This is a genomic window from Janthinobacterium agaricidamnosum, assembly GCF_003667705.1.
Taxonomy (GTDB): Bacteria; Pseudomonadota; Gammaproteobacteria; order Burkholderiales; family Burkholderiaceae_D; genus Janthinobacterium.
Genome location: NZ_CP033019.1, coordinates 4,517,154 through 4,543,451, shown reverse-complemented (window position 1 = coordinate 4,543,451; position 26,298 = coordinate 4,517,154). Strand labels below are relative to the sequence as shown.

28 protein-coding genes are annotated in these 26,298 nt (G+C 64.1%); 14 read left to right on the top strand and 14 right to left on the bottom strand.

All coding sequences use genetic code 11. From position 1 onward, the window contains the following. Positions 1 to 33 precede the first annotated feature (33 nt). From flgB to D9M09_RS20490, 13 genes are all read left to right on the top strand, one after another. On the top strand, positions 34 to 486 hold the full coding sequence (gene flgB / locus D9M09_RS20550) for a flagellar basal body rod protein FlgB (protein WP_070220161.1): 453 nt from the start codon (positions 34 to 36) through the stop codon (positions 484 to 486). A gap of 2 nt (positions 487 to 488) precedes the next feature. Further along, positions 489 to 890 carry a flagellar basal body rod protein FlgC gene (gene flgC / locus D9M09_RS20545; RefSeq protein ID WP_034754081.1) on the top strand — a complete coding sequence of 134 codons (402 nt, stop codon included), beginning with the start codon at positions 489 to 491 and terminating at the stop codon, positions 888 to 890. Between the two features lie 15 nt (positions 891 to 905). Next, positions 906 to 1,604: a flagellar hook assembly protein FlgD gene (locus tag D9M09_RS20540; protein WP_070220159.1), complete on the top strand. Its 699-nt coding sequence runs from the start codon at positions 906 to 908 to the stop codon at positions 1,602 to 1,604. 54 nt (positions 1,605 to 1,658) lie between these two features. Continuing rightward, positions 1,659 to 3,206 carry a flagellar hook protein FlgE gene (locus D9M09_RS20535; RefSeq protein ID WP_070220157.1) on the top strand — a complete coding sequence of 516 codons (1,548 nt, stop codon included), beginning with the start codon at positions 1,659 to 1,661 and terminating at the stop codon, positions 3,204 to 3,206. A gap of 75 nt (positions 3,207 to 3,281) precedes the next feature. Beyond that, entirely contained in the window at positions 3,282 to 4,025 is a 744-nt protein-coding gene (locus D9M09_RS20530) for a flagellar basal body rod protein FlgF (RefSeq protein WP_034787153.1), read from the top strand. Between the two features lie 232 nt (positions 4,026 to 4,257). Next, positions 4,258 to 5,040: a flagellar basal-body rod protein FlgG gene (gene flgG, locus D9M09_RS20525; RefSeq protein ID WP_070220155.1), complete on the top strand. Its 783-nt coding sequence runs from the start codon at positions 4,258 to 4,260 to the stop codon at positions 5,038 to 5,040. Between the two features lie 50 nt (positions 5,041 to 5,090). Next, positions 5,091 to 5,741 (top strand): flagellar basal body L-ring protein FlgH, encoded by a 651-nt coding sequence (locus D9M09_RS20520; protein WP_070220153.1) that lies wholly within the window; start codon positions 5,091 to 5,093, stop codon positions 5,739 to 5,741. Between the two features lie 2 nt (positions 5,742 to 5,743). After that, positions 5,744 to 6,859 (top strand): flagellar basal body P-ring protein FlgI, encoded by a 1,116-nt coding sequence (locus D9M09_RS20515; RefSeq protein ID WP_070220151.1) that lies wholly within the window; start codon positions 5,744 to 5,746, stop codon positions 6,857 to 6,859. A gap of 10 nt (positions 6,860 to 6,869) precedes the next feature. Further along, positions 6,870 to 7,796 carry a flagellar assembly peptidoglycan hydrolase FlgJ gene (gene flgJ / locus D9M09_RS20510; protein WP_070220149.1) on the top strand — a complete coding sequence of 309 codons (927 nt, stop codon included), beginning with the start codon at positions 6,870 to 6,872 and terminating at the stop codon, positions 7,794 to 7,796. Between the two features lie 88 nt (positions 7,797 to 7,884). Beyond that, positions 7,885 to 9,852, top strand: a complete 1,968-nt coding sequence (flgK, locus tag D9M09_RS20505; protein ID WP_070220147.1) for a flagellar hook-associated protein FlgK — start codon at positions 7,885 to 7,887, stop codon at positions 9,850 to 9,852. Positions 9,853 to 9,903: 51 nt separating this feature from the next. Next, positions 9,904 to 11,145, top strand: a complete 1,242-nt coding sequence (gene flgL / locus D9M09_RS20500) for a flagellar hook-associated protein FlgL (protein ID WP_070220145.1) — start codon at positions 9,904 to 9,906, stop codon at positions 11,143 to 11,145. Positions 11,146 to 11,313: 168 nt separating this feature from the next. Further along, complete coding sequence (locus D9M09_RS20495) at positions 11,314 to 11,757, top strand: MarR family winged helix-turn-helix transcriptional regulator (RefSeq protein WP_121670253.1); 444 nt, start codon at positions 11,314 to 11,316, stop codon at positions 11,755 to 11,757. Positions 11,758 to 11,805: 48 nt separating this feature from the next. Beyond that, on the top strand, positions 11,806 to 13,065 hold the full coding sequence (locus D9M09_RS20490) for an MFS transporter (protein WP_121670252.1): 1,260 nt from the start codon (positions 11,806 to 11,808) through the stop codon (positions 13,063 to 13,065). Between the two features lie 9 nt (positions 13,066 to 13,074). On the opposite strand, the gene D9M09_RS20485 is transcribed toward D9M09_RS20490, so the two are convergent. Continuing rightward, positions 13,075 to 13,977 (bottom strand): LysR family transcriptional regulator ArgP, encoded by a 903-nt coding sequence (locus D9M09_RS20485; RefSeq protein WP_121670251.1) that lies wholly within the window; start codon positions 13,975 to 13,977, stop codon positions 13,075 to 13,077. Positions 13,978 to 14,050: 73 nt separating this feature from the next. On the opposite strand from D9M09_RS20485, the gene D9M09_RS20480 reads away from it, so the two are divergent. Further along, entirely contained in the window at positions 14,051 to 14,704 is a 654-nt protein-coding gene (locus D9M09_RS20480; RefSeq protein WP_070289131.1) for a LysE/ArgO family amino acid transporter, read from the top strand. Here D9M09_RS20480 and fliR read toward each other — a convergent pair whose 3' ends face one another. The 13 genes from fliR to fliF form a co-directional block, all read right to left on the bottom strand. Next, positions 14,705 to 15,565 carry a flagellar biosynthetic protein FliR gene (gene fliR, locus D9M09_RS20475; protein WP_070289132.1) on the bottom strand — a complete coding sequence of 287 codons (861 nt, stop codon included), beginning with the start codon at positions 15,563 to 15,565 and terminating at the stop codon, positions 14,705 to 14,707. A gap of 16 nt (positions 15,566 to 15,581) precedes the next feature. Continuing rightward, entirely contained in the window at positions 15,582 to 15,851 is a 270-nt protein-coding gene (gene fliQ / locus D9M09_RS20470) for a flagellar biosynthesis protein FliQ (protein ID WP_034754044.1), read from the bottom strand. A 10-nt stretch (positions 15,852 to 15,861) separates the two neighbouring features. Beyond that, complete coding sequence (fliP, locus tag D9M09_RS20465; RefSeq protein ID WP_373631560.1) at positions 15,862 to 16,620, bottom strand: flagellar type III secretion system pore protein FliP; 759 nt, start codon at positions 16,618 to 16,620, stop codon at positions 15,862 to 15,864. Positions 16,621 to 16,627: 7 nt separating this feature from the next. Next, positions 16,628 to 17,206 carry a flagellar biosynthetic protein FliO gene (fliO, locus tag D9M09_RS20460; protein ID WP_121670250.1) on the bottom strand — a complete coding sequence of 193 codons (579 nt, stop codon included), beginning with the start codon at positions 17,204 to 17,206 and terminating at the stop codon, positions 16,628 to 16,630. Further along, a complete protein-coding gene (fliN, locus tag D9M09_RS20455) occupies positions 17,203 to 17,637 on the bottom strand; it encodes a flagellar motor switch protein FliN (RefSeq protein WP_070220130.1) in 435 nt (144 codons plus the stop codon). Before fliN ends, fliO begins: the two co-directional genes overlap by 4 nt. A 50-nt stretch (positions 17,638 to 17,687) precedes the next feature. Next, positions 17,688 to 18,674: a flagellar motor switch protein FliM gene (gene fliM / locus D9M09_RS20450; RefSeq protein ID WP_070220128.1), complete on the bottom strand. Its 987-nt coding sequence runs from the start codon at positions 18,672 to 18,674 to the stop codon at positions 17,688 to 17,690. A gap of 6 nt (positions 18,675 to 18,680) precedes the next feature. After that, a complete protein-coding gene (gene fliL, locus D9M09_RS20445) occupies positions 18,681 to 19,193 on the bottom strand; it encodes a flagellar basal body-associated protein FliL (protein ID WP_070220126.1) in 513 nt (170 codons plus the stop codon). A 186-nt stretch (positions 19,194 to 19,379) separates the two neighbouring features. Then, the gene (locus tag D9M09_RS20440; RefSeq protein ID WP_240453432.1) at positions 19,380 to 20,672 is read right to left on the bottom strand and encodes a flagellar hook-length control protein FliK; all 1,293 of its coding nucleotides are present in this window, start codon (positions 20,670 to 20,672) and stop codon (positions 19,380 to 19,382) included. A gap of 19 nt (positions 20,673 to 20,691) precedes the next feature. Next, complete coding sequence (gene fliJ / locus D9M09_RS20435) at positions 20,692 to 21,132, bottom strand: flagellar export protein FliJ (RefSeq protein ID WP_070220122.1); 441 nt, start codon at positions 21,130 to 21,132, stop codon at positions 20,692 to 20,694. A gap of 32 nt (positions 21,133 to 21,164) precedes the next feature. Beyond that, positions 21,165 to 22,481, bottom strand: a complete 1,317-nt coding sequence (gene fliI / locus D9M09_RS20430; protein WP_227742184.1) for a flagellar protein export ATPase FliI — start codon at positions 22,479 to 22,481, stop codon at positions 21,165 to 21,167. A gap of 89 nt (positions 22,482 to 22,570) precedes the next feature. Further along, complete coding sequence (locus tag D9M09_RS20425; protein ID WP_121671169.1) at positions 22,571 to 23,272, bottom strand: flagellar assembly protein FliH; 702 nt, start codon at positions 23,270 to 23,272, stop codon at positions 22,571 to 22,573. Positions 23,273 to 23,315: 43 nt separating this feature from the next. After that, positions 23,316 to 24,314, bottom strand: a complete 999-nt coding sequence (gene fliG, locus D9M09_RS20420; RefSeq protein WP_034754023.1) for a flagellar motor switch protein FliG — start codon at positions 24,312 to 24,314, stop codon at positions 23,316 to 23,318. Further along, on the bottom strand, positions 24,307 to 26,022 hold the full coding sequence (gene fliF, locus D9M09_RS20415) for a flagellar basal-body MS-ring/collar protein FliF (RefSeq protein WP_070289137.1): 1,716 nt from the start codon (positions 26,020 to 26,022) through the stop codon (positions 24,307 to 24,309). The genes fliG and fliF overlap by 8 nt, the downstream gene beginning before the upstream one ends. Between the last annotated feature and the right edge of the window lie 276 nt (positions 26,023 to 26,298).

Here is a 26,298-nt window from a genome sequence, read left to right as displayed (position 1 = left end):
AGGCGCCAGTGGCAGATCTTTCCGGAGCCTGACATGATAGGGAAACTCGACGATTACATGCGCTTCAACGAGACGGCGCTGAGCCTGCGCTCGACGCGCCAGGAATTGCTCGCCTCGAATATCGCCAATGCCGACACGCCCAACTACAAGGCACGCGACGTCGATTTCGCCAGCGCGCTGAAGGGAGCGATGGCACGCAAGGATGGCGTGCAGCCGGCCCTGAAGGGCACGGCGCCGCAGCATATGCCGGGCAAGGGCGTCGCCGCCGCCGTGGGTGGCAGCACGGGCGGCAAGGTCGAGACCCTGGCCGACGGCACGCCGCTGCTGTACCGCGCGCCGGCCCAGGGCGCCGTCGATGGCAATACGGTTGACATGGACCTCGAGCGCAATGCCTTTGCCGATAACGCCATCCGCTACGAGGCGGCCGTAACGTTCCTCAACTCGCAGATCAAGGGCATGCTGACGGCCATCCAGGGAGGACAATAATCATGTCGCTATTTAATATTTTCAATGTTTCCGGTTCGGCCATGAGCGCCCAGGCGCAGCGCCTGAACACGGTGGCCAGCAACCTGGCCAATGCCGACAGCGCCACCAGCGCCACGGGCGAAGCCTACCGCGCCAAGCAGGTGGTGTTCGAAGCCGTGCCCATGGCCAATGGCGCCACGGCCGTCAAGGTGCAGAAGGTGATCGAAGATCCGTCGCCGATGAAGCTGGTCTACGACCCGAAGAATCCGCTGGCCGACGAGAAGGGCTACGTCACCATGCCCAACGTGAATACGGTCGACGAGATGGTCAACATGCTGTCGGCCTCGCGCTCGTACCAGACCAACGTGGAAACCATGAACGCGGCCAAGTCGCTGCTCCTGAAAACCCTCACCATCGGCCAATAAGGCTGACTGACCATTATGGCAACCATCGATACGAGCAAAACCGTCACCACCGACCTGATGGCGACGATGAATCCGAAGAAGACCACGGCCGCGAAGGGCAGCGTCGAGGAAGAAACGAACAAATTCCTGACCCTGCTGGTGACCCAGCTGCAAAACCAGGATCCGATGAACCCGCTGGACAATGCGCAGCTGACCAGCCAGTTGGCCCAGCTGTCCACGGTGACGGGCGTCAACAAGCTCAATACCACGCTGGAAACGCTCAAGACCAGCTACCAGCAAGCCGAATCCATGCAGGCGGCCAATATCATCGGCCACGGCGTCTTGACTGCAGGCAAGAGCATTAACCTGAGCAAGAGCGCGGCCCTGCTGGGCGTGGACCTGGCGACGCCGGCCGACAGCGTCAAGGTCACCATCTACAACAGTACGGGCAAGGAAGTCCATTCCATCGACCTGGGCCCGCAGGATGCGGGTACCTTGCCGCTGGGCTGGAACGGCTCCACGGCCGAGCTCGACAAGGACGGCAAGAACATCGTGCTGCCTGACGGCGCCTATACGTTCTCGGTGGAAGCCAAGCGGGGCGGCGCCAAGCTGACCGATGCGGCGGCGCTGATGTTCGGTTCGGTCGCCAGCGTGTCGACGGGCGCCGGCGGCGTGAAGTTGAATGTGCCGGGCGTGGGCAGTATCACCATGGCCGATGTGAAACAGATTTTGTAAGCCGCTCATTTGTAGCGTAGACCCTCTACCCCTATTTTCTACCAGGAGAACACAATGTCTTTCCAACAAGGCCTGAGCGGCTTGAACGGCGCCGCCAAATCGCTGGACGTCATCGGTAACAACATCGCCAACTCGGCCACCGTGGGTTTCAAGCAATCGCAGGCGCAGTTCGCCGACATCTATGCCAACTCGCTGTATGGCGTGGGCGGCAACCAGCCCGGTATCGGCGTGTCCGTGTCGCAGGTGGCGCAGTTGTTCAACCAGGGCAACCTGGAAAGTTCGTCCAATCCGCTCGACATCGCCATCAACGGCGGCGGTTTCTTCCGCACCAGCGTGAACGGCGCCATCCAGTACTCGCGCAACGGCCAGTTCCAGGTCGACAAGAACGGTTTCATCGTCAATGCCCAGAAAGCCCAGCTGACGGGTTATCCGGCCGATGTGAACGGCAAGATCCTGGCCGGCGCCACCGTGCCGCTGCAGATCGACCCGTCCGACATGGCGCCGCAGGCGACCACCAAGGTCGATACCCAGGTCAACCTCGATTCCAATTCGGCCATGCCGACCGTGGTGCCGTTCACCGTGGGCGAGCAAAAGTCGTGGACCAAGCAATTCCCCGTGCCCGTCTACGATTCGCTGGGCAACTCCCACACCATGTCCAATTTCTACGTCAAGACGGGCACCAATACCTGGGATGTCTACACGGCCACTGACGGCAAGGAAATCACCAGCGCGAAAGTGGTCGCCGCGGCGCAAACCGATGCCGCCTCGCTGGCCGCGCGCGCCGCCTATCAGGCCGCCGTCACGGCCGTGCCGTTGGTGCCCGCCAATATCACGGCCGCCGCCGTTGCCTATGGCAATGCGGCCGGTGTCGCCATACGCACCGCCGCCGCCGCGGCCGGCGCCAGCCCGGCCCAGCTTGCCGCCATCAGCGCCACCTATGGCAGCGCCGTGCCCAACGGCGTCAATTCCAGCCTCACGCCGGACCAGATCGACAGCAGGATCTCCGCGGTGACGGAAGTGCCCGCCGTGAAGTCGGCGTCGCTGGTGTTCAACAGCGTCGGGAGCCTGGACAAGGCCGCCATGCTGGCCCTGACGCCGCCGCAAACCCTGCCGGTGACGGTCAACCTGCCCGTCTTCCCCGCCACGGGCGCGAACGCGAATCTGGCGATCAAGGTCGACTTCACCAATTCGACCCAGCTCAGTTCGTCCACCAGCGAAAAGCGCACCGTGGCCGATGGCTATGCGGCTGGCCAGCTGGACCGTTTCGTCGTGGGTTCCGATGGCGTGATCCAGGGCCAGTACAACAACGGCAAGACGCGCGACCTGGGCCAGGTGGTACTGACCAAGTTTTCCAATCCGAATGGCCTTGAGCCGCTGGGCAACAATGCCTGGGCGGAAAGCTCGACCTCGGGCAGCCCGATGACGGGCGAGCCGAGCTCGGGCGGCCTGGGCGACTTGCGCGCCTCGGCCGTGGAAGTGTCGAACGTGGACCTGACGGCGGAACTGGTCAACATGATCACGGCCCAGCGCGCCTACCAGGCGAATGCGCAGACCATCAAGACGCAGGATTCCGTCATGCAAACACTCGTCAACCTGCGTTAATAGTACCGGGGTCAGACCCGCCGGGTCTGACCCCAGCTTTCTGCCTTGGGTTGAAGGCAACAGGAGAAATAAAAAATGGACCGTCTCATCTACACCGCCGGCTCCGGCGCCAAGCACATCCTGGACAAGCAGGCGACCACGGCGAACAACCTGGCGAACGCCACCAGCACGGGTTTCCGCGCTCAGCTCGACTCGTTTCGCGCCGTGCCCGTGGTGGCCGATGGCATGATGCCGACGCGCGCCTTCGTCGTCGATTCGACGGTCGGTTCCGACTTCACGCAAGGCCCGATGCAGCACACGGGCCGCGCGCTCGACGTGGCCGTGGAAAACGGCGGCTGGATCGCGGTGCAGTCGGCCGATGGTTCCGAAGCCTACACGCGCAACGGCGCCCTGAAGCTCAATGAAAACGGCATGCTGCAGACGCAGTCGGGCCTGATGGTGCAGGGCGATACGGGCCCCATGGCCATTCCGCCCGGCGTGACGGTGGCCATCGCCAGCGACGGTACGGTGGGCACGATATCCACGGACGTGCCGCCAGGCCCGTCGACGGTGCTGGGGCGCATCAAGCTGGTCAACCCGCCCGAGCAGCAACTGGTGCGCGGCGACGACGGCCTGTTCCGTCTGAAGGATGGCACGGTGGCGCAGGCCGACCAGGCAGTCAAGCTGACCACCGGTGCCCTGGAGGGCAGCAATGTCAGCCCTGTCGACTCCATGGTCAGCATGATCGCTCTGGCGCGCCAGTTCGAAACGCAAATGAGCTTGTTGAAGAATGCCGAGAATAACGCGGCGAAAGCCACCCAGATCCTCGCTTTGAATTGATGGGGACCACGGCATAATGGTCACATAGAAATAGTCTACAGGGCTGATTAAGTAACCCCCAATAAATTATTGTGATTTCTGACTTCCATAACCGACGCTCTGCGGCGTTGCTCGCTGCTAGCAGTGCTCGCACTGCGTCGCAGCGATCGCCTTGCATAGCATCCGGTTCTGTTTGTCATAAATTCACACTAATTTCCCGAGAATTACTTAGCGCCGTTATTGGAGAAAAATCATGATTCGTTCCCTTTGGATAGCCAAGACCGGCCTGGAAGCGCAGCAGACGCAGATGGACGTGATCGCCAATAACCTGGCCAACGTCAGCACCACGGGCTTCAAGAAGTCGCGCGCCGTGTTTGAAGACTTGCTGTATCAAAATGTGCGCCAGCCGGGCGCGCAATCGTCGCAGCAGACCCAACTGCCATCGGGCCTGCAGATCGGCACGGGCGTACGCACCGTGGCTACCGAACGCATCCATACGCAGGGCAATCCCCAGGCGTCGGGCAATTCACGCGATGTGATGGTCAACGGCACGGGCTTTTTCCAGGTGCTGCTGCCGGACGGCGCCACCGCCTACACGCGTGACGGCTCCTTCCAGACCGATGCCAACGGCCAGCTCGTCACTTCCGAAGGTTTCGTCATCCAGCCCGCCATCACCGTGCCGACCAATGCGCTGAGCCTGACCGTGGCGCGCGACGGCACCGTCTCCGTCACCTTGCCCGACACTGTTGCACCATCGCAAATCGGCTCGCTGCAGCTGACCACCTTCGTCAATCCGGCCGGCCTGGAATCGAAGGGCGAAAACCTGTACATGGAAACGGGCGCCTCCGGCGTGGCGCAGACCAACACCCCGGGCACCAACGGCGCCGGCGTGCTGATGCAGGGCTATATCGAAACGTCGAACGTCAACGTGGCCGAGGAAATGGTCAACATGATCCAGACGCAGCGCGCTTACGAGATCAACAGCAAGGCCATCACCACGTCCGATCAAATGCTGCAGAAATTGTCGCAACTTTAATTTTCATAGTCGTCATGCCATCCGCCGCCGGATGGCAGCGGAGGTTCGTCATGCAATACCCCATCATCGCCCTGTTGTCCGCAGTCCTGCTGTCCGGCTGCGCCATCACGCCCACCTCGATCGTGCAGTACCCGACCACCACGCGCGCGCCGATGCCCGAACCCGTGGTCGTCAGCAACGGCTCCATCTACCAGCCGTCGACCTACCGTCCCGCCTTCGAAGACCGCCGCGCGCGCCACGTGGGCGACACCATGACGATCGCCATTACCGAGCGCACGAACGCCGTCAAGGCGGGCGCCAGTTCCGGCAACAAGTCGGGCAGCGTGGGCTTTTCCACGCCAGGCATGCTGCAGGGCCGTCTGGGCGGCACCGTCTCGGCGAATGGCGCCACCAAGTTTGCGGACGGCGACAACCAGTCCGCCAGCAACACCTTTTCCGGCACGATCGGCGTGACGGTGATTGAAGTGCTGCCGAACGGTAACCTGATCGTGGCCGGCGAGAAACAGATCGCCATGAACAAGGGCACGGAATTCATCCGCTTCTCGGGCATGGTCAATCCCGATACCATCGGCACGGGCAACGTCGTGCCATCGACCCAGGTGGCCGACGCGCGCGTCGAATACCGCACCAACAGCCAGATCGACCGCGCCGAAATGGCCTCGATGGCGTCGCGCTTCTTCCTCAGCCTGCTGCCGTTCTGATCATGGCCACTTTTACTTTCCCCCGCTTTGCCGCTGTTTTCGGCCTGGCCATCTCCCTGCTGGCGCCCGTGGCGCAGGCCGAGCGCATCAAGGACCTGGCCAGCATCGCCGGCGTGCGCCAGAATCAGCTGATGGGCTATGGCCTCGTCGTCGGCCTCGACGGCAGCGGCGACCAGACCACGCAAACGCCATTCACCATCCAGAGCGTGGCGGCGATGCTGCAGCAGCAGGGCATTAACTTGCCACAAGGCACCAGTTTGCAGCTGAAAAACGTGGCCGCCGTGATGGTGACGACGGCCTTGCCCGCGTTTGCCCAGCCGGGCCAGCTGCTCGACGTGACGGTCTCGTCGATGGGCAATGCGAAAAGTTTGCGCGGCGGCACTTTGTTGATGACGCCATTGAAGGGCGCCGACGGCCAGGTGTACGGCATGGCGCAGGGCAACGTGCTGGTGGGCGGCGTGGGCGCGCAGGCGGCCGGCAGCTCCGTCGTCATCAATCACCTGAGCGTGGGCCGCATTTCGGGCGGCGCCACGGTCGAGCGCACCGTGCCTTCGGTGCTGGGCGCCAACAATACGATACGCCTGGAATTGAACGCCACCGATTTCGCCACGGCCAGCCGCGTGGTCGACGCCATCAACAGCCGCTACGGCGCCGGCACGGCCGCCGCGCTGGACGGGCGCGTGATCCAGGTGCAGTCGCCGGGCGGCAGCGACCAGCGCGTGTCCTTCCTGGGCCAGCTGGAAAGCATCGAAGTCAATCCGGCCCGCCTGGCGGCCAAGGTCATCATGAATGCGCGCACCGGTTCCGTCGTGATGAACCAGTCCGTGACGCTGGAAACGTGCGCCATTTCGCATGGCAACCTGTCCGTCACCATCAATGTCGAGCCGCAGGTGAGCCAGCCGGCGCCGCTGTCGGGCGGACGCACGGTGGTCACGCAGACGGCGCAGATCGATATCAAGAAGGAACCGGGCAAGGTGATGCTGGTCAAGGGCGGCGCTTCGCTGTCCGACGTGGTCAAGGCCTTGAATGCCATTGGCGCCTCGCCGCAAGACTTGCTGGCCATCCTGCAGGCGATGAAGGCGGCAGGTTCGCTGCGCGCCGAACTCGAAATCATTTGATGGACACGCCATGATCAGCCAAACCGACCTCAGCAATACCGCCGCCTATGACGTCAAGGGCATGGATGGCCTGCGCCAGTCCGCCAAGGCGAAGGACCCCGCCGCCCTGAAAGAGGCGGCCACGCAATTCGAAGCCATGTTCATCAACATGATGATGAAAAGCATGCGCGAGGCCACGCCGCAGGACGGCATCATGGATAGCCAGCAGAGCAAGATGTACACCTCGATGCTGGACCAGCAGACGAGCCAGAACCTGGCCAAGCGGGGCACGGGCCTGGCGGACGTGCTGATCCGTCAATTGTCGTCGTCGAACCAGGCGCTGGCCGCCGACGGCGCCGAAGCGCCGTCGCCCCGTTCGTCGAGCATGGCGCAGGCCCTGGCCGCGTTCCGCCAGCAGCAGGGCGCGCTGACCGAGGGTGCAGGCAGCGCCGCCGGCACCGGCAAGACCCTGAGCGACAAGGCCAACGCCACGCAGGCGCCGCACGTGCGCGCCTTCCAGGAAAAGCTGGGCGTGCATGCGGAAGAGGCGAGCCGCGCCACCGGCATCCCGGCCAAGTTCATGCTGGGCCAGGCGGCGCTGGAAACGGGCTGGGGCAAGCGCGAAATCATCAGCCGCGACGGCAGCAGCAGCCACAACCTGTTCGGCATCAAGGCGTCGAGCGACTGGAAGGGCAAGGTCACGGAAGCCGTCACCACGGAATATGTAAATGGCAAGGCGCAGCGCAAGGTGGAAAAATTCCGCGCCTACGACAGCTACGCGGACAGCTTCAAGGATTATGCGCAGTTGATTACCAACAACAAGCGCTACGAAAAAGTGCTGGCCAGCGCGGGCGACGCCAGCACGTTTGCCCAGGGCTTGCAAAAGGCCGGCTACGCGACGGACCCGAATTACGCTGCCAAATTGACAAAAATCATTAAAAATTCGTTGGTCGGCTAATTCCCCGCCTGTCCCCTGCGCAAGCCGCGCGCTTCAAGTTTTCGCCGCGGCTGCCGTAAATACATTTGACGGTAACCAATAAGACACCATGACTTCGAATCTACTCAGCATCGGTAAGAGCGGTTTGCTTGCAGCGCAGGTGGGCCTGTCGACGACCGGGCATAACATCACCAACGCCAACGTGGCCGGCTACAGCCGCCAGGTGGTGCTGCAGCAGACGTCGCAGTCCAACTATGCCGGCTATGGCTTTGTCGGCACGGGCACGGAAGTGTCGCAGATCAAGCGCCAGTACGACAGCTTCATGGCCACTCAGGTCAATTCCGCGCAAAGCGCGACCAGTGCGCTCGACACGTATTACACGCAGATCAGCCAGATCGACAATCTGCTGGCCGATCCCACGGCCGGTCTGTCGCCCGCCATGCAGGATTTCTTCAAGGGCGTGCAGGATTTCAGCTCGAATCCCTCGTCGGTCGCGTCGCGCCAGGCGCTGCTGTCGAGCGCCGGCTCGCTCGCTTCGCGCTTTCAGGGTCTGAGCGCGCGCCTGACGGAGATCGGTGACGGCGTCAATTCGCAGATCACGTCGAATGTGACGGTGATCAATACCTATGCCAAGCAGCTCGCCGAGCTGAACAAGTCGATTTCCCAGTTGTCGGTCGATGCCAGCAACCAGCCCAACGATCTGCTGGACCAGCGCGACCAGCTGATCACGGAATTGAACAAATATGTGAAGGCGACGGTGCAGCCCGCCGCCAACAATACCGTGACCATTTCCATCGGCGCCGGCCAGCCCCTGGTGGTGGCGGACCGCAGCTTCGAACTGGCGGCCACGCCTTCGCGGACGGACCCGAACCGCATCGAGGTGGGCTATGTCACGGGCAGCACCGTCACCGTGCTGCCGGACAGTTCCCTGACCGGCGGTTCGCTGGGCGGCTTGCTGGAATTTCGCAGCGGTACGCTGGACAATGTCCAGAACTCGCTGGGCAAGGTCGCCATCGCGCTGGCCAGCACCTTCAACGACCAGCACAAGCTGGGCCAGGACTTGAATGGCGCCATGGGCGGCGATTTTTTCAAGATACCCGACCCCGTGATCGGTGCCGACCGCGGCAACAACGCCAGCAGCACCACGGTGCTGTCGGCCAAGGTCAGCGACCCGACCAAGCTGACGGCCAGCGATTACAGCCTGAAATACGACGGCAGCAACTATGTGGTAACGCGCGAATCCGACGGCACGCACACCATCATCAATCCGTATCCGCAAACGGGGCCGCAAACCATCGACGGCGTCGATTTCTCGATCTCGGGCACGGCCGCCCAAGGCGACAACTACGTCATCAAACCCACGGCGAATGGCGCGGCCGGCTTGAACGTGCTGATCACCGACCGCAACAAGATCGCGGCCGCCGCGCCGATCGCCACCTCGGCGCCGGTGGCCAATACGGGTTCCGGCAAGCTCAGCGCCGGCTCCGTCGACAAGGCCTACCTGACGCCGGGCAATGCCCTGACCGGTCCACTGACCTTGACGTATGACAAGGCGACCACCTCGCTGACGGGTTTCCCGGCGGGCCAGGCGGTGACGGTCAAGGGCTTGAATGGCGCGACCACGACCTATCCGGCCGGCACGGCGAACATCCCCTACACGGAAGGCGACAACTTCAGCTTTGGCGGCATCAATGTCAGCATGACGGGCACGCCGGCGCAGGGCGATACCTTCGTCATCAAGCCCAATACGGGCGGCGTGGGCGACAACCGCAATGCCGCGCTGCTGGCGGGCTTGCAGACGAAGAATATCCTCGATGGCGGCAATGCCACGTTCCAGGGTTCGTATGCGCAAACCGTCAGCTTCGTGGGCAACAAGACGCGCGAAGTGCAGGTGAGCGGCCTGGCCAGCCTGGCCTTGCTGCAGCAGGTCAGCACCCAGCAGCAGGCCGTTTCCGGCGTCAACCTCGATGAAGAGGCGGCCAACCTGCTGCGTTACCAGCAGTCCTACCAGGCGTGCGGCAAGGTCATGCAGATCGCCAGCACCCTGTTCGACGTCGTCATCGGCCTGGGACGTTAATCAATTTTTGCCGCGACATAGCGCGCGGCGGCTTTCTGGAAGGGCAGCATCATGCGCATCAGCACACGAATGATTTATGACCAGGGCAGCTCGCAGCTGAACAATCTGCAGGGCGCCTTGAACCGTACGCAGATGCAGCTGTCGTCGAACCGCCGCAACCTGACGCCGGCCGACGATCCGATCGCCTCGGCGCGCGCGCTGGAAGTGACGCAGTCGCAATCGATCAACACCCAGTTCGTGACGAACCGTTCGAATGCGAAGAACTTCCTGTCGCAGGAAGAGCTGGCGCTGGCCAGCACCACCTCGCTGATCGCCGACGTGAAGGACCTGGTGCTCAAGGCCGGTAACCCTTCCCTGAAGGATGTCGACCGCGATACCCTGGCGAGGGAGCTGGAAGGCCGGCTGACCGACTTGCTGGGCATCGCGAATACGGCCGACGGCGCGGGCGGCTACCTGTTTTCCGGCTACAAATCCACGACCCAGCCATTCAGCCAGACGCCGACGGGCGCCAGCTATGTGGGCGACCAGGGACAGCGCGAATTGCAGGTGGGTTCGGCGCGCTACCTGGCCACCAGCGATTCCGGCGCCACCGTGTTTGAAAACAACCTGACGGGCAACGGCAAGTTCACGACGGCCGCCGCTACCGCCAACTTCACGCGCGGCGGCTCGGGCGTGATTTCGGGCGGCACGGTGACGGACCCGTCGGCATTGACGGGGCACAAGTACTCGATCGACTTCAAGGTCACGGGCACGGGAACGGACGCCGTCACCACCTATACCGTCACCGACGCCACCCTGGGCCAGACGGTGCCCAATCCTGCCGTGCCCATCCCCTACAAGGCGGGCGACGCCATCACCTTCGACGGCCAGCAAGTGAACATCACGGGCAAGCCGGCCGACCTGGACAGCTTTACCCTGGAGCCGAGCGCCAAGGAATCGTTGTTTACCACCGTGAAAAACCTGATCGGCGTGCTGCGCCAGCCTGGCAGCGGCGATGCGGGCCAGGCGCGCCTGACGAACGGCTTGAACGCCGCGCACAACATCCTCGACACGGCCTATGACAATGTGCTGTCCGTGCGCGCCGATGTCGGTTCCCGCATGAAGGAACTCGATTACCTCGACAGCGCCGGCGACGATCTCGACATCCAGTACGCCACCACCTTGTCGGACCTGCAAGACCTGGACATGGTGAAAGCCATTTCCACCTTCAGCCAGCAGCAAGTGACCCTGCAGGCGGCGCAAAAATCGTTCACTTCGATCTCGGGCTTGTCGCTGTTCAATTACATCAGCTGACGCACCGGCATCGCGGGATGGGCCGGCAAGCCGGGGCAGGGAGTGCATCTCCCGCCCCGGCTTTTTTGCGCGCGGAATCTGGCTGTTCTGGCAATATATGCAGGCAAACTGTGCAGTCTAACTGCATATATGTTATAGTGGAGTCCGTTGATACACCACACGGCCACCATGACCACCGCGCAAGAAGACCACGAACAAGTTCTGCAACTGGCCGGCGAATTGCGCATCCTGGTCGGCAAATTGCGCCGCCGCCTGCGCGAAGAGGCGTACCTGGGGGACGTCAGCATGTCGCAGGCGTCCGTGCTCAGCCGTCTCGAGCGCGACGGCCCCGCCACCGCCAGCAGCCTGGCGCGCGCCGAAGGCATGCGGCCCCAGTCCATGGCCGCCACCGTGCAAGCCTTGACGCAAGCGCGGATGGTGACGGGGTCGCCCGACCCGCTCGATGGTCGGCAGACGCTATTGACCCTGACGGACAGCTGCCGCGCCTGGATCGCGGCGAGCCGCGCCGCACGCGAAGACTGGCTGGCGCGCACCATCGAAACCCGGCTCACGCCGGCCGAAGTCACCGAGCTCGACAAGGCGGTGGCCTTACTCAAACGCTTGGCGGAGTGATCCGCTGAATTTTTCACCACGACCCCGGCAAGGAGCCCGCACGCCCAGATGAACAACACATTCCGTTCGCTACGCATTCCCAATTACCGTATCTGGGCCGGCGGCGCCCTCGTGTCGAATATCGGCACGTGGATGCAGCGCACGGCGCAGGATTGGCTGGTGCTGAGCGAATTGACGCAGCACAATGCCAGCGCCGTCGGCATCGTCATGGCCTTGCAATTCGGCCCGCAACTGCTGTTGCTGCCCCTGACGGGCATGGCGGCCGACCTGCTCGACCGCAGGAAATTGCTGCTGTGCACGCAGGCGGCCATGGGCTTGCTGGCGCTGGGACTCGGGATATTGTGCATCAGCGGCCTGGTAGAACTGTGGCATGTGTATGTGTTTGCTTTCCTGCTGGGCTGCGTGACGGCCTTCGATTCGCCCGTGCGCCAGACTTTCGTGGCTGAAATCGTCGGCGAGGAAGATCTGACGAACGCCGTGGCGCTTAACTCCACCTCGTTCAATGCGGCGCGCATGCTGGGTCCTGCCGTCGCCGGCTTGCTGATCAGCAGCGTCGGCAGCGGCTGGGTCTTCATCATCAACGCCGTCAGTTTTGCCGCCGTGATCGGTTCGCTGTTGCTGCTGCGCGTAGAACTGCTGCGCCATGCGCCGCGCGTCAAGGCCACGCGCGCCAGCCTCGGCGAGGGTTTCCGCTACGTGCGCCAGCGGCCCGACCTGATGGCCATCCTGCTGATGCTGTTTCTGATCGGCACCTTCGGCCTGAACTTCCCGATTTTCCTCTCGACCATGTCCGTGACGGCCTTCCATGCGGGCGCCGGCCAGTATGGCGTGCTCAGCTCCGTGATGGCATGCGGCTCCGTGGCCGGCGCCCTGCTGGCGGCGGGGCGCGGCCAGCCGACGCTGGCCCTGCTGCTGGGGGCGGCCGCGCTGTTCGGGCTGGCCTGCGCGCTGGCCGCCGTGATGCCCAATTACTGGCTGTTCGGCATGATGCTGGTGGTCATCGGCATCGCCGCGCAAACGTTTACCACCAGCGTCAACAGCAGCGTGCAACTGTCGACGGCGCCCGCCATGCGGGGCCGCGTGATGGCCATCCTTTTGGCGATCTCGGCAGGCGGCACGCCGCTGGGCGCGCCCATCGTGGGCTGGGTGGCCGACACCTTCGGCCCGCGCTGGGCGCTGGGCATCGCCGCCCTGTCGGGCCTGGCGGCCGCCGTCGTCGGCGTGCGCTACCTGGTCAAACATCACCAGTTGCGCCTGAACGTCGACCTGCGGCGCCGGCGCTTCGCATTCAGCAGCGACCAGCATTGAGGCGGCCCGTCAGGGCGGCAGCAGGGCCGTGCGGGCGGCGGCCACGATGGCTGCGCTCAAGCCGTCGAGCAGGCCGGAGGCGGCGCGCGCCGTATGCCAGTACAGGGCGACATCGAGCGGGGTATCCGGCAGCAGTTCGACCAGGCTGCCATTGTCAATATGCGGCTGGATCAGCGCCTGCGGGTGCAAGCCCCAGCCCATGCCGGCCAGGGCGGCCGTGACGAAGGCATGCGACGAAGGCAGGGCATGGCGCGGCAGTTCCACGTGCCGGTGGCACAGGCGCCGCACCCAGCGCGCCTGCAGTTCGTCCTTGGCATTGAAGACGAGGCTGGGTGCCAGCGCCAGGCTGGCGGCGCCGACGCCGTGGGCAAAATAGCGCTGCAGGAAGGCGGGACTGGCGGCGGCCAGGTAGCGCATGGCGCCCAGCGGGCGGCTGTTGCAGCCCGATGCGGGCCGGGCCGTGGCGCTGACGGCGGCCAGCACGGCGCCGCTGCGCAGCCATTCGGCCGTATGGTCCTGGTCGTCGACGGCCACTTGCAGCAGCACCGGGTGCCCGGCCGCAAAGGCGGCGATGGCGGGCGTCAGCCAGGTGGCCAGGCTGTCGGCATTCACGGCGACGGGCACGCTGGCGCGCGACACGCCCAGTGCTGTCTGCGCCAGCGCCGGCAAGGTGCCCTGCAAATCCTGTTCGAGCAGCTGCACCTGGTCCACGTGCTGGCACAGGCGCCGGCCCGTTTCCGTGGCGCGGCAGGGCTGGTCGCGTATCACCAGCGCGCAGCCGACGCGCTCTTCCAGCAGGCGGATGCGCTGCGAAATGGCCGATGGCGTCACGTGCAAGGCGCGTGCGGCGCGCTCGAAACTGCCTTCGCGGAGGACGGCGGCCAGGGCGGCGAGGGCGGCATAATCGAGCATGAATGAAGTTTTCCTTAACTTACTGCAGTAAAGGTAGTTTGCCTTCATTGTGTGCGGCTGGCAAGATCGCTGCATGACACTTTCGACCGCCACCACCCCACTCGTTTTTTCCGTCTTTCTCCAGGGCTTGACCCTGGGCCTGGGACTCATCGTTGCCATCGGCTCGCAAAATGCCTTTGTCTTGCGGCAAGGCTTGCGCCGCGAACATGTGGGCGCCATCGTGCTGTTTTGCGCGCTGGCCGACGCGGCCCTGATTGCCGCCGGCGTGTTGGGCATGGCCCATGCGCTGGGGCAGCGCCCCTTGCTGGCCAGCGCGCTGGCATTGGGCGGCGCCGTTTTCCTGGCCGTCTACGGTTGGCAAGCGCTGCGGCGCGCGCGCCGGCCGCAGCAGCTGCGCGCGGCCGAAGGCGGTGCCGGGCTGGCGCTGGGCGCCATCCTGGCCCAGGCGGCCGCATTTACCTTGCTCAATCCCCATGTCTATCTCGATACGGTCTTGCTGGTGGGAAGCATCGGCGCCCAGCAACCGGGCGCGCTGCGTGGCTGCTTCATCGCCGGCGCCAGCGCGGCCAGCCTGCTGTGGTTTGCATCGTTGGGCTATGGCGCGCGCTGGCTGGCGCCGTGGTTTGCGCGGCCCCGGGCCTGGCAAGTGCTCGATGGCTTGATCGGCGTGACCATGTTCGTGTTGTCGGCGCTGCTGTTGCGCCACGCGCTGGGCTGGCAGCCCTGATCAGCGCGCGGGCGGCAGCGGCGTCGGCGCTGCCGGGCGCAGGGGATGCGGCGGCGCCGGCGGCGGCGGCCGGTCGCGCGTGGCAAAGCCGCGCGGCAGCAAGCGCGCCGTTTCTATGCCGCGCAGGAACATGTTCTGGAACGGCGTGGCCAGATAGGGCAGGACCATGCCGATCACCAGCAAGCCCACGCCCAGGGTGACGGGGAAACCGATACCGAAAATGTTCAGCTGCGGCGCGGCCCGCGTCAAGATGCCCAGCGCCACGTTGGTCAGCAGCAGGGCGGCGATGATGGGCAGCGAAATTTGCAGGCCGGAACGGAAGATTTCCCCGCCCCAGGCCGCCAATTGCTGGAAACCGCCGCCGCTGATGGGACTCGATGAAATCGGCAGGCTGACGAAGCTTTCCGCCAGCGCCGCCAGCAAGACCAGATGGCCGTTGACGGTCAAAAACATCAAGGTGGCCAGCATGACGAGGAACTGGCTGATGGCGGACGACCTGCCCTTGGTTTGCGGATCGAAGAACGAGGCGAAGCCCAGGCCCATGGTCAGACTGCTGAGTTCACCGGCCATTTCGATGGCGGAAAACACGATGCGGATGGAAAAGCCCATGGCCAGCCCGACCAGCATCTCTTGCGTGAGGATCAGCAGGCCGGGCAGGGACATCGGGTTGATGGCAGGCAAGGCCGGCACGGTGGGGGCGATGATCATGGCCAGCAGCGCGCCCAGGGTCACCTTCACGGTGGCCGGCACGGCCGCGTTGCCGAACAGGGGGGCGGCCGCGATCAGGCCGAGGATGCGGCTAAGCGGCCACAGCAGTGCTGCGATCCACGTGTTCAGTTCGATGCTCGACAGGGTCAGCATGGCAACAATCGCTGCACTAGCCGACCAGGTTCGGGATGCCCGTGAACACCTGGCGCATGTAGTCGAGCATGACGGACAGCATCCAAGGGCCGGCCACGACGATGGCGACGAAGATGCCGACCAGCTTGGGGATGAAGGACAGGGTCGCCTCGTTGATCTGCGTGGCCGCCTGGAAGATACTGACGATCAAGCCGATGATGAGGGCGACGAGCAGCATGGGCGCGGCCACCATCAGGGTGATTTCCATCGCATGGCGGCCCAAGGTCATGACGCTTTCGGGTGTCATCGTACTTCCCCTAGTAAAAACTCTGGGACAGCGAGCCCAGCAGCAACTGCCAGCCGTCGACGAGCACGAACAGCATCAGCTTGAACGGCAGCGAGATCGTCGCCGGCGACATCATCATCATCCCCATCGACATCAGCACGCTGGCGACCACCATGTCGATGATCAGAAACGGGATGAAGATGGCAAAGCCGATCTGGAACGCCGTCTTCAGTTCGCTGGTGACGAAGGCGGGCACGAGGATGCGCAGCGGCACGTCTTCCGGGCCTTGCAGGGCCGCCGAGCGCGACATCTTGGCGAACAGGGCCAGGTCGGCCTGGCGCGTCTGCTTGAGCATGAAGGTTTTCAGGGGATCGACGCCCTTGTCCATCGCCTGCTGCATGCTGATCTTGTTTTCCTGATACGGTTGATACGCATCCGTATAGATCTTGTCGAACACGGGGCCCATGACGAACAGGGTCAAAAACAGGGCCAGCCCCACCAGCACCTGGTTCGGCGGCGCCGATTGCGTGCCGATGGCCTGGCGCAGCAGGGACAACACGATGATGATGCGCGTAAAGCAGGTCATCATCAAGAGGGCCGCCGGCAGGAAGGTGAGCGACGTCATCAGGATGAGCGTCTGCACCGGCAGCGAGTAATTCTGGCCGCCGCCCGGCGCCGGCGTGCTGTTGAAGGCCGGGATGCCCGGTTCGGCCAGCGCCCACAGCGGCAAGGCCAGAGCGGCGGCCGCCAGCAGCCAGGTCAGGGGAGTCTTCAAGGTGGACCACGCCATCTGCTGCTTATTTCCCATTGCGTTTTTCGATGGTCTGTTTCAGCCACTCGGAAAAATTGGCGGCCGCAGGGCCGTTTTGCGCCGTCGCCAGTTGCGGCAACTCGCCTTCCTGGCGCGGCATGGTGGCCAGCGCGTTGATCCTGCCGGGCGAGGCGCCGACGACGATCCACTGGTCGGCCACTTCGACGAGGACGATGCGTTCGCGTCCGCCCAGGTTGAGCGAGCTGACGACGCGCATCTTGTTGTTGCCGCCCATGACCTTGGGGCCATAGCGTTTCATGAACCAGGCCAGGCCGATCAGCAGGGCCAGCACGAACATCAGCGCGAAGATGGTTTGCAGCAGGCTGCCGGCCGAGCTTGTCGGCGCCATCGTCATGGGCGCACCCGCCGGCATGGCGGGCAGGGCGGCGGCAGGCGAGGTGGCCGGCACCGTTGCTGCGGCAACGGGCGGTGTCACGCTTGCTGCCGCGACGGAAGCGCTGGCGGCGCTGGCCGCCGGCGCCGACGCGGCTGCCGGTTCCGCGTGGGCAATGCTGCATGCCGCCAGGAGCGGCAGCACGGTGGAAATCAACAGGCCAGGCTTCATTTATTCAATTTTCGGATGCGTTCGGAAGGCGTGATGATGTCGGTCAGGCGGATGCCGAACTTGTCATTGACCACCACCACTTCGCCCTGGGCGATCAGGCAGCCGTTGACCAGCACGTCCATCGGTTCGCCGGCCAGGCCGTCGAGCTCGACCACGGAACCCTGCGCCAGTTGCAGCAGGTTCTTGATGGCGATCTTGGTGCGGCCCAGTTCGACCGTCAGCTGCACGGGAATATCGAGGATGAAATCGATATCGTTGTGCGTTTCCGACTTCGATGCCTGCTTGGAAAAGTCCTTGAACACGGCGGCGCTCGCCGCGCTGGCCGTAGTGGCGGCCTGGTTCTGCAGCGCTTCGGCTTCCGCCTTGGCCTGCTCGGCAATGGCCGCGCCCCAATCGTCTTCCGCGCTTTGGTCGTCTTGGTTGTCAGACATGTGTTTCTCCTGTTGTACAGATACGGACCGCAGCGCGATCCGGGTATTTCTTAATGGTTATTCATATTGTCGGCATTCGCCAGCAACTTTTCGACTTTCAGCGCATATTGTCCGTTCAACACGCCATACGTGCAATCCATCACGGGCACGCCGTCGACGGTGGCGGCGATCAGTTCGGGAATATTCAGGGGGATGATGTCGCCCACCTTCATGTTCAAAATCTCGTCGAACGACACGCGCGCCGTGCCCAGCGAGGCCACCAGCTCGACTTCGGCGATCTGGATCTGCTGCGTCATCAGGCGGATCCAGCGCTTGTCCACTTCCAGCGCCTCGCCCTGCAGGCTCGAGGTCAGCGAATCGCGGATCGGCTCGATCATCGAATACGGCATGCAGAAGTGGATTTGTCCGGAAACGGAGCCCAGTTCCACCGTAAACGTGGACGCCACCACCACCTCGTTCGGCGTGGCGATGTTGGCGAACTGCGTGTTCATTTCTGAACGGATATATTCGAATTCGACGGGGAAGACCGGCTCCCACGACTTGGTATAGGCTTCGAAGACGATATCGAGGATGCGCAGGATGATGCGCTGCTCCGTCTGCGTAAAGTCGCGCCCTTCGACGCGGGTATGGAAGCGTCCGTCGCCGCCGAACAGGTTGTCGACCAGCAGGAAGACGAGGCCCGGATCGAAGACCATCAGGGCCGTGCCGCGCAGCGGCTTCATGTGCACCAGGTTCAGATTGGTCGGCACCACCAGATTACGGATGAACTCGCTGTACTTCGAGACGCGCACGGAGCCGACCGACACTTCGGCGCTGCGGCGCAGGAAGTTGAACAGGCCCACGCGCAGCAGCCGGGCGAAACGCTCGTTGATAATTTCCAACGTCGGCATCCGGCCGCGCACGATGCGCTCCTGGGTTGCCAGGTTGTAGGTACGAACTCCCGTGACATCTTCCGGCGTCTGCGCGTCGTCCTGGTCTCCGTTGACGCCCTTCAGAAGGGCATCGACTTCTTCCTGGGAGAGGAAATTATCGGCCATGGCTGCTTATTGAATGATGAATGCGGTAAATAATACGTCCGTCACGTCCTGCTCCGGCCCTTTGTCCTCGAACGGCTGGTTCACCTGATTGATGATTTCGGCCGCCAGCTGCTGCTTGCCTTCCACGGTATTGAGTTCGGACGCCTTCTTGCCGGACAGCAGCAGCAACAAGCGGCTGCGCACTTTCGGCATGTTCAGCTTGATGCTATCCATTTCTTCCGGACTGCCCACCTGCAGGGTAAACGCGATCTGCAGATATTGCTCGCCATTTTCCGGCTGCAAGTTGACGGTGAAGGCATCGACGGGGACGAAAACGGGCGGACCTGCCTTGGAAGCGGCGTGTTTTTTCTTGCTCGGCGCCGCTTCTTCTTTATCGGCCTTGCCATGCAAGAAGTACCAGGCGGCACCGCCGCCGATGCCGCCGGCCACCAGCACCGAGGCCAGCACGATGATCAGAAGCTTCTTTTTCGAGGCGCCGGCGGGGGCCAGGCCTGCATCTGCTTTCGGATCTGCTTTCATTTTTGGATTTGCTTTCAATGGTACTCGGGTGCATGGAAGTGGATCACGACGCCATTATGTCATTATCGGCAAATTCTGCGCAGAAGGATGCAGTGAAAAGAGGGCGGAAGCGCCCTCAACTCGCTGTTTTTATACGAAAAGTTATGCCGAGGCGCGCGCCTGTGGCCTGCGGACGACGAATTGTCGTCAGGCAAAGGTATCCACGGCACTCAGGCTGGGTCGGCTGCGGCCGCCAGCTGCCGGCGCGATGGCGATCTCGCCGCCGGAGGTGCCGCCACCCTGACCATTGCCACGGCGTTCGCCCGAGGCGGCGCGCTCGCCATGGTTTTGCTGTTCCGGCGTGCCGGCCGAGACGGTGGCGCTGCCGAAGGCGATGCCCGCTTCGCTCATCATTTCGCGCAGGCGCGGCATGGCCGCTTCCAGCGCCTGGCGTACTTCCGGCTGGGCCGACATGAAGGCGGCATCGGCCTGATCATTGGTGACCGTCAGGACCACCTGCACGGGCCCCAGATCGGGCGGATTCAGGGTCAGGGTGGCGCTCTGGTCGCCGCCGGCCGCCATCCACACGACTTTCTGCCCCAGTTGCTGGTCCCAGGCCGGCGAGCCGACCCGGCCCGTCAGCTTGTCGGCCGGCACGGCCACGGCGGCCGCGGCCTGCTGCAGCGCGCCCGGCTGCAACTGGGCCGCAAGGCGGCTCAGGTCGGCAGGCGTTTCCTTGAAGATGGGTTCGGCTACGGCGGCGCCCGCCTTGGCGGTGGCCGCCAGCTGGGCGTCGACGGCCAGCTTGCCCGGCTCGGCCTTGCCTGCCGGCACGCCGGCGCCTGGTGTGGCGGCCGCCTTGCCCTGGGCCTGGCCCAGGCTGTCGGCAAAGTCGCCGCTGTCCGCTTGCGCGATGACGGTGGCGGCGGCCTTGCCGCTGCCCTGGCCCGCTGCCAGCAATGGACCGGTTGCCAGGCCCTTGCCGTCGGCCTTGACGCTGGCGCGCGCCGGCAGTTCCGGCACGGCGTTGGCGGCTGGCGCCGGCGGTTGGATGGCCAGCTGGATGCTGCCCACGAGGGCCAGCATCTCGGCGGCCGGGTCGGCTGGCGGCGTGACTGTCGTCGCGGGAACGGCGGGCACGCTGGCCTCTGCCGTGGCGCTGTCATTGTCGCCGTTGGCGGGGGGCGCCGCCTCGGTAGCTGGTGCGGGCGGCTGTTCGCTGCTGGCCGCCTGTTCGGTGCCCGCTTGCGCCGGCTTCGCTTCATTGGCGGGCGCCGGCGTCGCGGGTGCTGGCGCAGCCGCAGGGCTGGCGGGACGTGCCGGCGCCGGCGCTGGCGCTTGCGCCATATTACGGCTGGCCTGGCGTTGCTCGATCTGGCGGTTCAGGGTGCGCTGGAAGTCGCCCGCCGCGCCGCTGGTGGACGGCTGGCTGCGGTTGGCGGCACCGGGCGTGGCGTTTGGCGAGATGATCTGGGAAATCGGTGTTGGCTGGGTTTGCATGATGCTGCCTCAGTGTTGCTTAGCGTTTGTAATAGGCTTGTCTCGCCGCGTGCTCATCCATTGCTTTCTGGTCGCGCTTGTTTTCCAGCTTCAGCGCCTGTTCCTGCGCCCGGTTGTTCAGAGTGGTGTACGACATGCGCTTGCGTTCGGCCAGTTGCCAGCGCATCTTTTCATTCTCGCTGCGCGTCTGCGCATGCTCGACCACTTGCTGCTGGCCCAGGATGGCGCTGTCGAGCTTGACCATGAAGGCCTGGAAGTTGCGGTAAGCCATGGGCGTGATGCCGTTGCTCATGCTCGCCTCGAAGCGCTTGGCATAGTCGTCGCGGTAGCCGGACAGCATGTCGAGCTTCTGGCGGCAATCGTCGAGCGCTTTCAGGGCCGCGCCCAGGCGCTTGGCGCAATCGTCCGTTTCGCGCTGGGCAAGGTCGATCAGGGTAGCAAGTTGGGAAGGAGAAGCCATGGCTGATTATATTCCCGCTATGCAAGTCCTAATCAGTCGAATAGAGCGGTAAGTTGCCCCAAGCTCTCATCCATGCTGACCCGCTCCGTGATTTGCTGTTGCAAAAACGCCTCGATCTTTTCATGCAGGGCGATGGCCTGGTCCAGCACGGGGTCGGTGCCGGCGCTGTAGGCGCCCACGCTGATCAGGTCGCGGCTGCGCTCGTAGCGCGAATACAGCTGTTTCAGCTTGCGCGCCTGCTGCTGGTGCTCGTGCGTGGTGATCGAGTGGGCGGCGCGCGAAATCGATTGCTCGATGTCGATGGCCGGATAATGGCCCGCTTCGGCCAGGCGGCGGTTGAGCACGATATGCCCGTCCAGAATGGCGCGCGCCGAGTCGGCGATCGGGTCCTGCTGGTCGTCGCCCTCGGTCAGCACGGTGTAGAAGGCCGTGATCGAGCCGCCGCCTTCCTCGCCATTGCCGGCCCGTTCCACCAGCACGGGCAGCTTGGCGAAGACGGATGGCGGATAGCCCTTGGTGGCGGGCGGCTCGCCGATGGCCAGGGCGATTTCGCGCTGCGCCATGGCGTAGCGGGTCAGCGAATCCATGATCAACAGCACATTTTGCCCCTGATCGCGGAAATGTTCGGCAATCGCCGTCGCATACGCGGCCCCTTGCAGGCGCATCAGCGGCGGCGTGTCGGCCGGCGCGGCCACGACGACGGAACGGGCCAGGCCTTCGGGGCCGAGGATTTGCTCGATGAATTCCTTTACTTCGCGGCCCCGTTCGCCGATCAGGCCGACGACGATCACGTCCGCCTCCGTGTAGCGGGCCATCATGCCCAGCAGCACGCTCTTGCCGACGCCGGAACCGGCGAACAGGCCCATGCGCTGGCCGCGGCCCACGGTCAGCATCGCGTTGATCGAGCGCACGCCCACGTCGAGCGTATCGACGATGGGCGCGCGGCCCAGGGGATTGGCGGGGCGTACGTTGATGGGGGCGCTGTCGGTCGTGTGCAGCGGGCCCAGCTGGTCAAGCGGACGGCCCGCGCCGTCGAGCACGCGGCCCAGCAGTTGCGGCCCCACGGGCAGGTGGCGCGCGCGGTCGCTGGGGCGGCGGCGCGGGTGCGCCACGCTGCCGGGGCGGGGGATGGCCGGCTCGACGGAAAACACGCGCGTGCCGGGCACGATGCCCTCGACGTCGCTTTGCGGCATCAAAAACAGGCGGTCGCCTTCAAAACCCACCACTTCCGCCTCGACCCGGCCGCCATTGGGCAGCGGCACGGTACAGGCGGCGCCGACGGCCAGGCGCAGGCCCACCGCTTCCATCACCAGGCCGGCCACGCGCGTGACGCGGCCTGAAATTTGCATCGGTTCGACAAAGCCGACCACGGCCGAACAATCGCTCAGGTAGGCGCGCCAGCGCGCCGCATGGGCAGTGGGGCCTTTGACGGGCTCGCTCACGGCGCCAGCCAGTCCAGGTCTTTGCCCAGCGCATGCGTCAGGCGCTGCCAGCGGGTGGATGCCTGCGCGTCGATCTGGTTGCTGGCCGTGTCGATCTTGCAACCGCCGCGTTCCACGGACGGATCTTCGATGACGCGCCAGCCACCTTTGTCGAGTTCATCGCCGATACCGTCGCGTACTACTTGCGCGTCTTCCGGATTGAGCATCAGCAAGGCCGGTTGTTGCAGCACAGGCAAGTATTCGATGGCTTCGCGCACCATCGGCAGCATCAGTTCGGGGCGCACGGGCAAGGCGGTCTTGAGCATGCCCTTGGCCAGCTGCAGGGCCAGTTCCATCACGTCGTTGGCGATCAGTTCGTCGGCCTGGTGCACGGCCGTGCCGAAGTCGACGGCGATGGTTTGCAGGTGCGCCAGTTCCACGGCCGAGGCAGCCTTGCCTTGTGCATACGATTCGGCATGGCCGTCGGCATGCCCGGCCGCGTGGCCTTCCGCATAGCCGGCAGCGCGGCCTTCCTCGAAGGCCGTGGCGCGCGCTTCCTCGCGGATGGCGTCGATTTCTTCCTGCGTCGGGTATTCGAGCGGCGGGGCCGGCTCTTCCTCGTGCAGCTCGGCAAAAGGATCGAATTCCGGTTCGGGATCGGGTTCGAGCAGCTTGCGCGCCGCCACCACGCTGGGGCGCTCGTCGCCAAACGAGGTCATTTCCCAGCGCTGGTACGCGGTTTGCTGCTCTTTGGGAATCAAATTAGACAAACGAATCCTCGCCTTTTCCGCCTAAGACAATCTGTCCCTCGTCCGCCAGGCGGCGCACGATCTGCAGGATCTGTTTCTGCTGCGATTCCACTTCCGACAGGCGCACGGGGCCTTTCGATTCGAGGTCTTCGCGCATCATCTCGCCGGCGCGCTGCGACATGTTCTTGAAGATCTTGTCGCGCAGTTCCTGCGAGGCGCCCTTCAGGGCGATGATCAGCATTTCCGACTGCACTTCGCGCAGCAGCAGCTGGATGCCGCGGTCGTCGATATCGATCACGTTGTCGAACACGAACATTTCGTCCATGATCTTTTGCGCCATGTCGTTGTCGTAGTTCTTGATATTGTCCATGACGGAGCCTTCCTGCTCGCCGCTCATGAAGTTCAGGATTTCGGCTGCCGCGCGCACGCCGCCCAGCGACGATTTCTTGATGTTTTCGTTACCCGACAGCAGTTTTGTCAGCACATCGTTGAGTTCGCGCAAGGCGGCCGGCTGCACGCCGTCCAGGGTGGCGATGCGCAAGACCACGTCGTTGCGCAGGCGGTCCGTGAAGTGGCCGAGGATTTCGCAGGCCTGGTCGCGTTCCAGGTGGACGAGGATGGTGGCGATGATCTGCGGGTGTTCGTTGCGGATCAGCTCGGACACGGATTGCGAGTCCATCCATTTCAGCGATTCGATGCCGGAGGCATCCTTGCCGCCCAGGATGCGCGACAGCAGCACGGACGCCTTGTCGTCGCCCAGCGCCTTGGTCAGCACTTGCCGGATATATTCGTCCGAATCGAGGCCGACGGTGGAATTGAGTTCCGTCTGCGCGCGGAAGTCGCCGAGCACCTCGACCACCTGCTCGTGCGCGATGCCCTTCATGGTGGCCATGGCGGCGCCCAGTTTCAGCACTTCGCGCGGGCCGAGGAATTTCATGACCTCGGCCGCTTCGCTCTCGCCCAGTGCCAGCATCAGGATCGATGCTTTTTGCAGTCCCGTTGTCTCAGTCATTATTGCCTATCCATGCTTTGATTACGTTGGCCACCACGCGCGGGTCTTCCTGCGCCAGTTTTCTGGCCATCGCCAGGTTTTCGCGATAACCGCGCGCCGTATCTTCTTCCAGTTCTTCCAGCTCCGCTTCGCTGAGCAGGACTTCGTTTTCTTCGCCCTCCTTGGCCAGTTCCGGCTCGATGACGGGCGGCGGGGCGCCGAAATCGTCGATCTTGCGCATCACGGGGCGCAGCATCGGGCGCACGATCTTGATGAAGATGTACAGCAGGATCAGGGCCGTGATGAGGAATTTCGCCAGTTCCTTGGCCAGCGGCAAGTTGGCCGGGTCGCGCCACCACTCGAGCTTGCCTTCCGGCGCGCGGTCGATGCCGTCGAACGGCGAGTTGGCCACGCTGAAGCTGTCGCCGCGCTCCTTGTTGTAGCCCATCGCTTCCTTGACCAGATTGTTGATCTGGACCATTTCGGCAGGGGAAATCGGCTTGACCGTGACCTTGCCATCCTTGTCGAAGCTGCGGCGGTAGTTGACGACGACGGCCACCGACAGGCGGCGCAGGCCGCCCATGGATTTCTGCTCGTAGCGCACGGTCTTGTCGACTTCATAATTGGTCGTCGATTCCTTCTGTGTCGGCGCCGTCGGCGCGCCAGCCGGGGCGCCCGGCGCCTCGGCCGTCAATGGCGCCGTCGCCACGCCTGGCGGCTGGTTCGACAGCGCGCCCGGCACGCCGGACGGGTTGGCATTGCCGGCGCCCGTCGATTCGCTCGTTTGCTGGCTGCGGATGGTGGACGCTTCCGGCGGCGAGTTCGGCTTGTAGGTTTCGGCCGCCTGTTCGCTTTGCGAGAAATCGACATCGGCCGTCGCTTCGGCGCGCACATTGCCTTCGCCGACGATGGGCAGCAAGATCGATTCGACCTGCTTGATCACGCTTTGCTGCAATTGCTGCACGTATTTCAGCTGGTTCGGGTCCAGGCTCTTGATGCCGTTGGCGCGGTCCTTGTCCTTTTCCTGGTTCGACAGCAGGGTGCCGGCCTGGTCGACCACAGTGACATTGATTGGCAGCAATTCGGGCACGCTCGACGCCACCAGGTGCACGATGGCGCTCACCTGCAGCTGGTCCAGGCCGCGGCCCGGGTGCAGGTTCAGCAGCACGGAAGCCGTCGGTTTTTGCTGTTCGCGCACGAAAACGGACGGTTTGGGCAGCGCCAGGTGGACACGCGCCGTATCGACGGCGGACACGGATTCGATCGATTTTGCCAGCTCGCCTTCGAGCGCGCGCTGGAAATTGACCTGTTCGAGGAATTGCGAGACACCGAGCTTCTGGTTTTCCATCAGCTCGAAGCCCACGTTGCCGCCCTTCGGCAAGCCTTGCGCGGCCAGTTTCAGGCGCGCGTCATGGACTTGCTCGGACGGCACGAGAATGGCGCCGCCGCCTTCGGAAAACTTGTGCTTGATGCCCAGCTGGTCCAGCGAAGCGGTGATGGCGCCGCCGTCGCGGTCCGTGTAGTTGGAAAACAGGACCTTGTACTCGGGCGGCTGGTTCCACATGTACAGGGCCACGCCGATGGCAACCAGTGCCGCCACGCCCAGACCGCGCAGGAAATTCTTGCCCATCGGCGTCTTGGCGAAAGCTTGCACGGACTCCACGGGCGAGCGGCCAGGCGCCGGTTCCGGTGGTATGCGGTTCACATCGATTTCTTCGGCTACAGCCATGATTGCCTTCCGGGGCGCGTATGTTGGGTAGTGAGTGGGGGCCGCTTCCACTGGAGGAGGGGGCGATATGCAGAATTATCCGCCACTGTCACGCGCTTCAATCGTCCAAATAGAAGGCGCTTTTGCCGCCTGCTCGGCCGAGCGGCTGGCGTTGGCGCTGGTATTGTGGAACCCTGGCAACATGTGACGGAAGTTATTGTACCCGTCGTTGCCTTGCAAGCCAGGGTTTTGTTCTCTGGGTGCAACAGGCATGGAACAGTTATGAAGCACACCAGA

What these genes read in the sequence shown, in the direction of transcription:
- fliG (WP_034754023.1), bottom strand. Translation starts at nt 24,314, where the DNA reads ATGACTGAGACAACGGGACTGCAAAAAGCATCGATCCTGATGCTGGCA.
- flgL (WP_070220145.1), top strand. Translation starts at nt 9,904, where the DNA reads ATGCGCATCAGCACACGAATGATTTATGACCAGGGCAGCTCGCAGCTG.
- fliR (WP_070289132.1), bottom strand. Translation starts at nt 15,565, where the DNA reads ATGCTGACCCTGTCGAGCATCGAACTGAACACGTGGATCGCAGCACTG.
- fliI (WP_227742184.1), bottom strand. Translation starts at nt 22,481, where the DNA reads ATGCAAATTTCAGGCCGCGTCACGCGCGTGGCCGGCCTGGTGATGGAA.
- fliO (WP_121670250.1), bottom strand. Translation starts at nt 17,206, where the DNA reads ATGAAGCCTGGCCTGTTGATTTCCACCGTGCTGCCGCTCCTGGCGGCA.
- fliL (WP_070220126.1), bottom strand. Translation starts at nt 19,193, where the DNA reads ATGAAAGCAGATCCGAAAGCAGATGCAGGCCTGGCCCCCGCCGGCGCC.
- fliM (WP_070220128.1), bottom strand. Translation starts at nt 18,674, where the DNA reads ATGGCCGATAATTTCCTCTCCCAGGAAGAAGTCGATGCCCTTCTGAAG.
- fliF (WP_070289137.1), bottom strand. Translation starts at nt 26,022, where the DNA reads ATGGCTGTAGCCGAAGAAATCGATGTGAACCGCATACCACCGGAACCG.
- D9M09_RS20515 (WP_070220151.1), top strand. Translation starts at nt 5,744, where the DNA reads ATGGCCACTTTTACTTTCCCCCGCTTTGCCGCTGTTTTCGGCCTGGCC.
- flgB (WP_070220161.1), top strand. Translation starts at nt 34, where the DNA reads ATGATAGGGAAACTCGACGATTACATGCGCTTCAACGAGACGGCGCTG.
- fliN (WP_070220130.1), bottom strand. Translation starts at nt 17,637, where the DNA reads ATGTCTGACAACCAAGACGACCAAAGCGCGGAAGACGATTGGGGCGCG.
- flgC (WP_034754081.1), top strand. Translation starts at nt 489, where the DNA reads ATGTCGCTATTTAATATTTTCAATGTTTCCGGTTCGGCCATGAGCGCC.
- fliJ (WP_070220122.1), bottom strand. Translation starts at nt 21,132, where the DNA reads ATGGCTTCTCCTTCCCAACTTGCTACCCTGATCGACCTTGCCCAGCGC.
- D9M09_RS20440 (WP_240453432.1), bottom strand. Translation starts at nt 20,672, where the DNA reads ATGCAAACCCAGCCAACACCGATTTCCCAGATCATCTCGCCAAACGCC.
- D9M09_RS20490 (WP_121670252.1), top strand. Translation starts at nt 11,806, where the DNA reads ATGAACAACACATTCCGTTCGCTACGCATTCCCAATTACCGTATCTGG.
- D9M09_RS20535 (WP_070220157.1), top strand. Translation starts at nt 1,659, where the DNA reads ATGTCTTTCCAACAAGGCCTGAGCGGCTTGAACGGCGCCGCCAAATCG.
- D9M09_RS20530 (WP_034787153.1), top strand. Translation starts at nt 3,282, where the DNA reads ATGGACCGTCTCATCTACACCGCCGGCTCCGGCGCCAAGCACATCCTG.
- D9M09_RS20495 (WP_121670253.1), top strand. Translation starts at nt 11,314, where the DNA reads ATGACCACCGCGCAAGAAGACCACGAACAAGTTCTGCAACTGGCCGGC.
- flgJ (WP_070220149.1), top strand. Translation starts at nt 6,870, where the DNA reads ATGATCAGCCAAACCGACCTCAGCAATACCGCCGCCTATGACGTCAAG.
- flgG (WP_070220155.1), top strand. Translation starts at nt 4,258, where the DNA reads ATGATTCGTTCCCTTTGGATAGCCAAGACCGGCCTGGAAGCGCAGCAG.
- fliQ (WP_034754044.1), bottom strand. Translation starts at nt 15,851, where the DNA reads ATGACACCCGAAAGCGTCATGACCTTGGGCCGCCATGCGATGGAAATC.
- D9M09_RS20520 (WP_070220153.1), top strand. Translation starts at nt 5,091, where the DNA reads ATGCAATACCCCATCATCGCCCTGTTGTCCGCAGTCCTGCTGTCCGGC.
- D9M09_RS20425 (WP_121671169.1), bottom strand. Translation starts at nt 23,272, where the DNA reads ATGACCTCGTTTGGCGACGAGCGCCCCAGCGTGGTGGCGGCGCGCAAG.
- D9M09_RS20485 (WP_121670251.1), bottom strand. Translation starts at nt 13,977, where the DNA reads ATGCTCGATTATGCCGCCCTCGCCGCCCTGGCCGCCGTCCTCCGCGAA.
- D9M09_RS20540 (WP_070220159.1), top strand. Translation starts at nt 906, where the DNA reads ATGGCAACCATCGATACGAGCAAAACCGTCACCACCGACCTGATGGCG.
- D9M09_RS20480 (WP_070289131.1), top strand. Translation starts at nt 14,051, where the DNA reads ATGACACTTTCGACCGCCACCACCCCACTCGTTTTTTCCGTCTTTCTC.
- fliP (WP_373631560.1), bottom strand. Translation starts at nt 16,620, where the DNA reads ATGGCGTGGTCCACCTTGAAGACTCCCCTGACCTGGCTGCTGGCGGCC.
- flgK (WP_070220147.1), top strand. Translation starts at nt 7,885, where the DNA reads ATGACTTCGAATCTACTCAGCATCGGTAAGAGCGGTTTGCTTGCAGCG.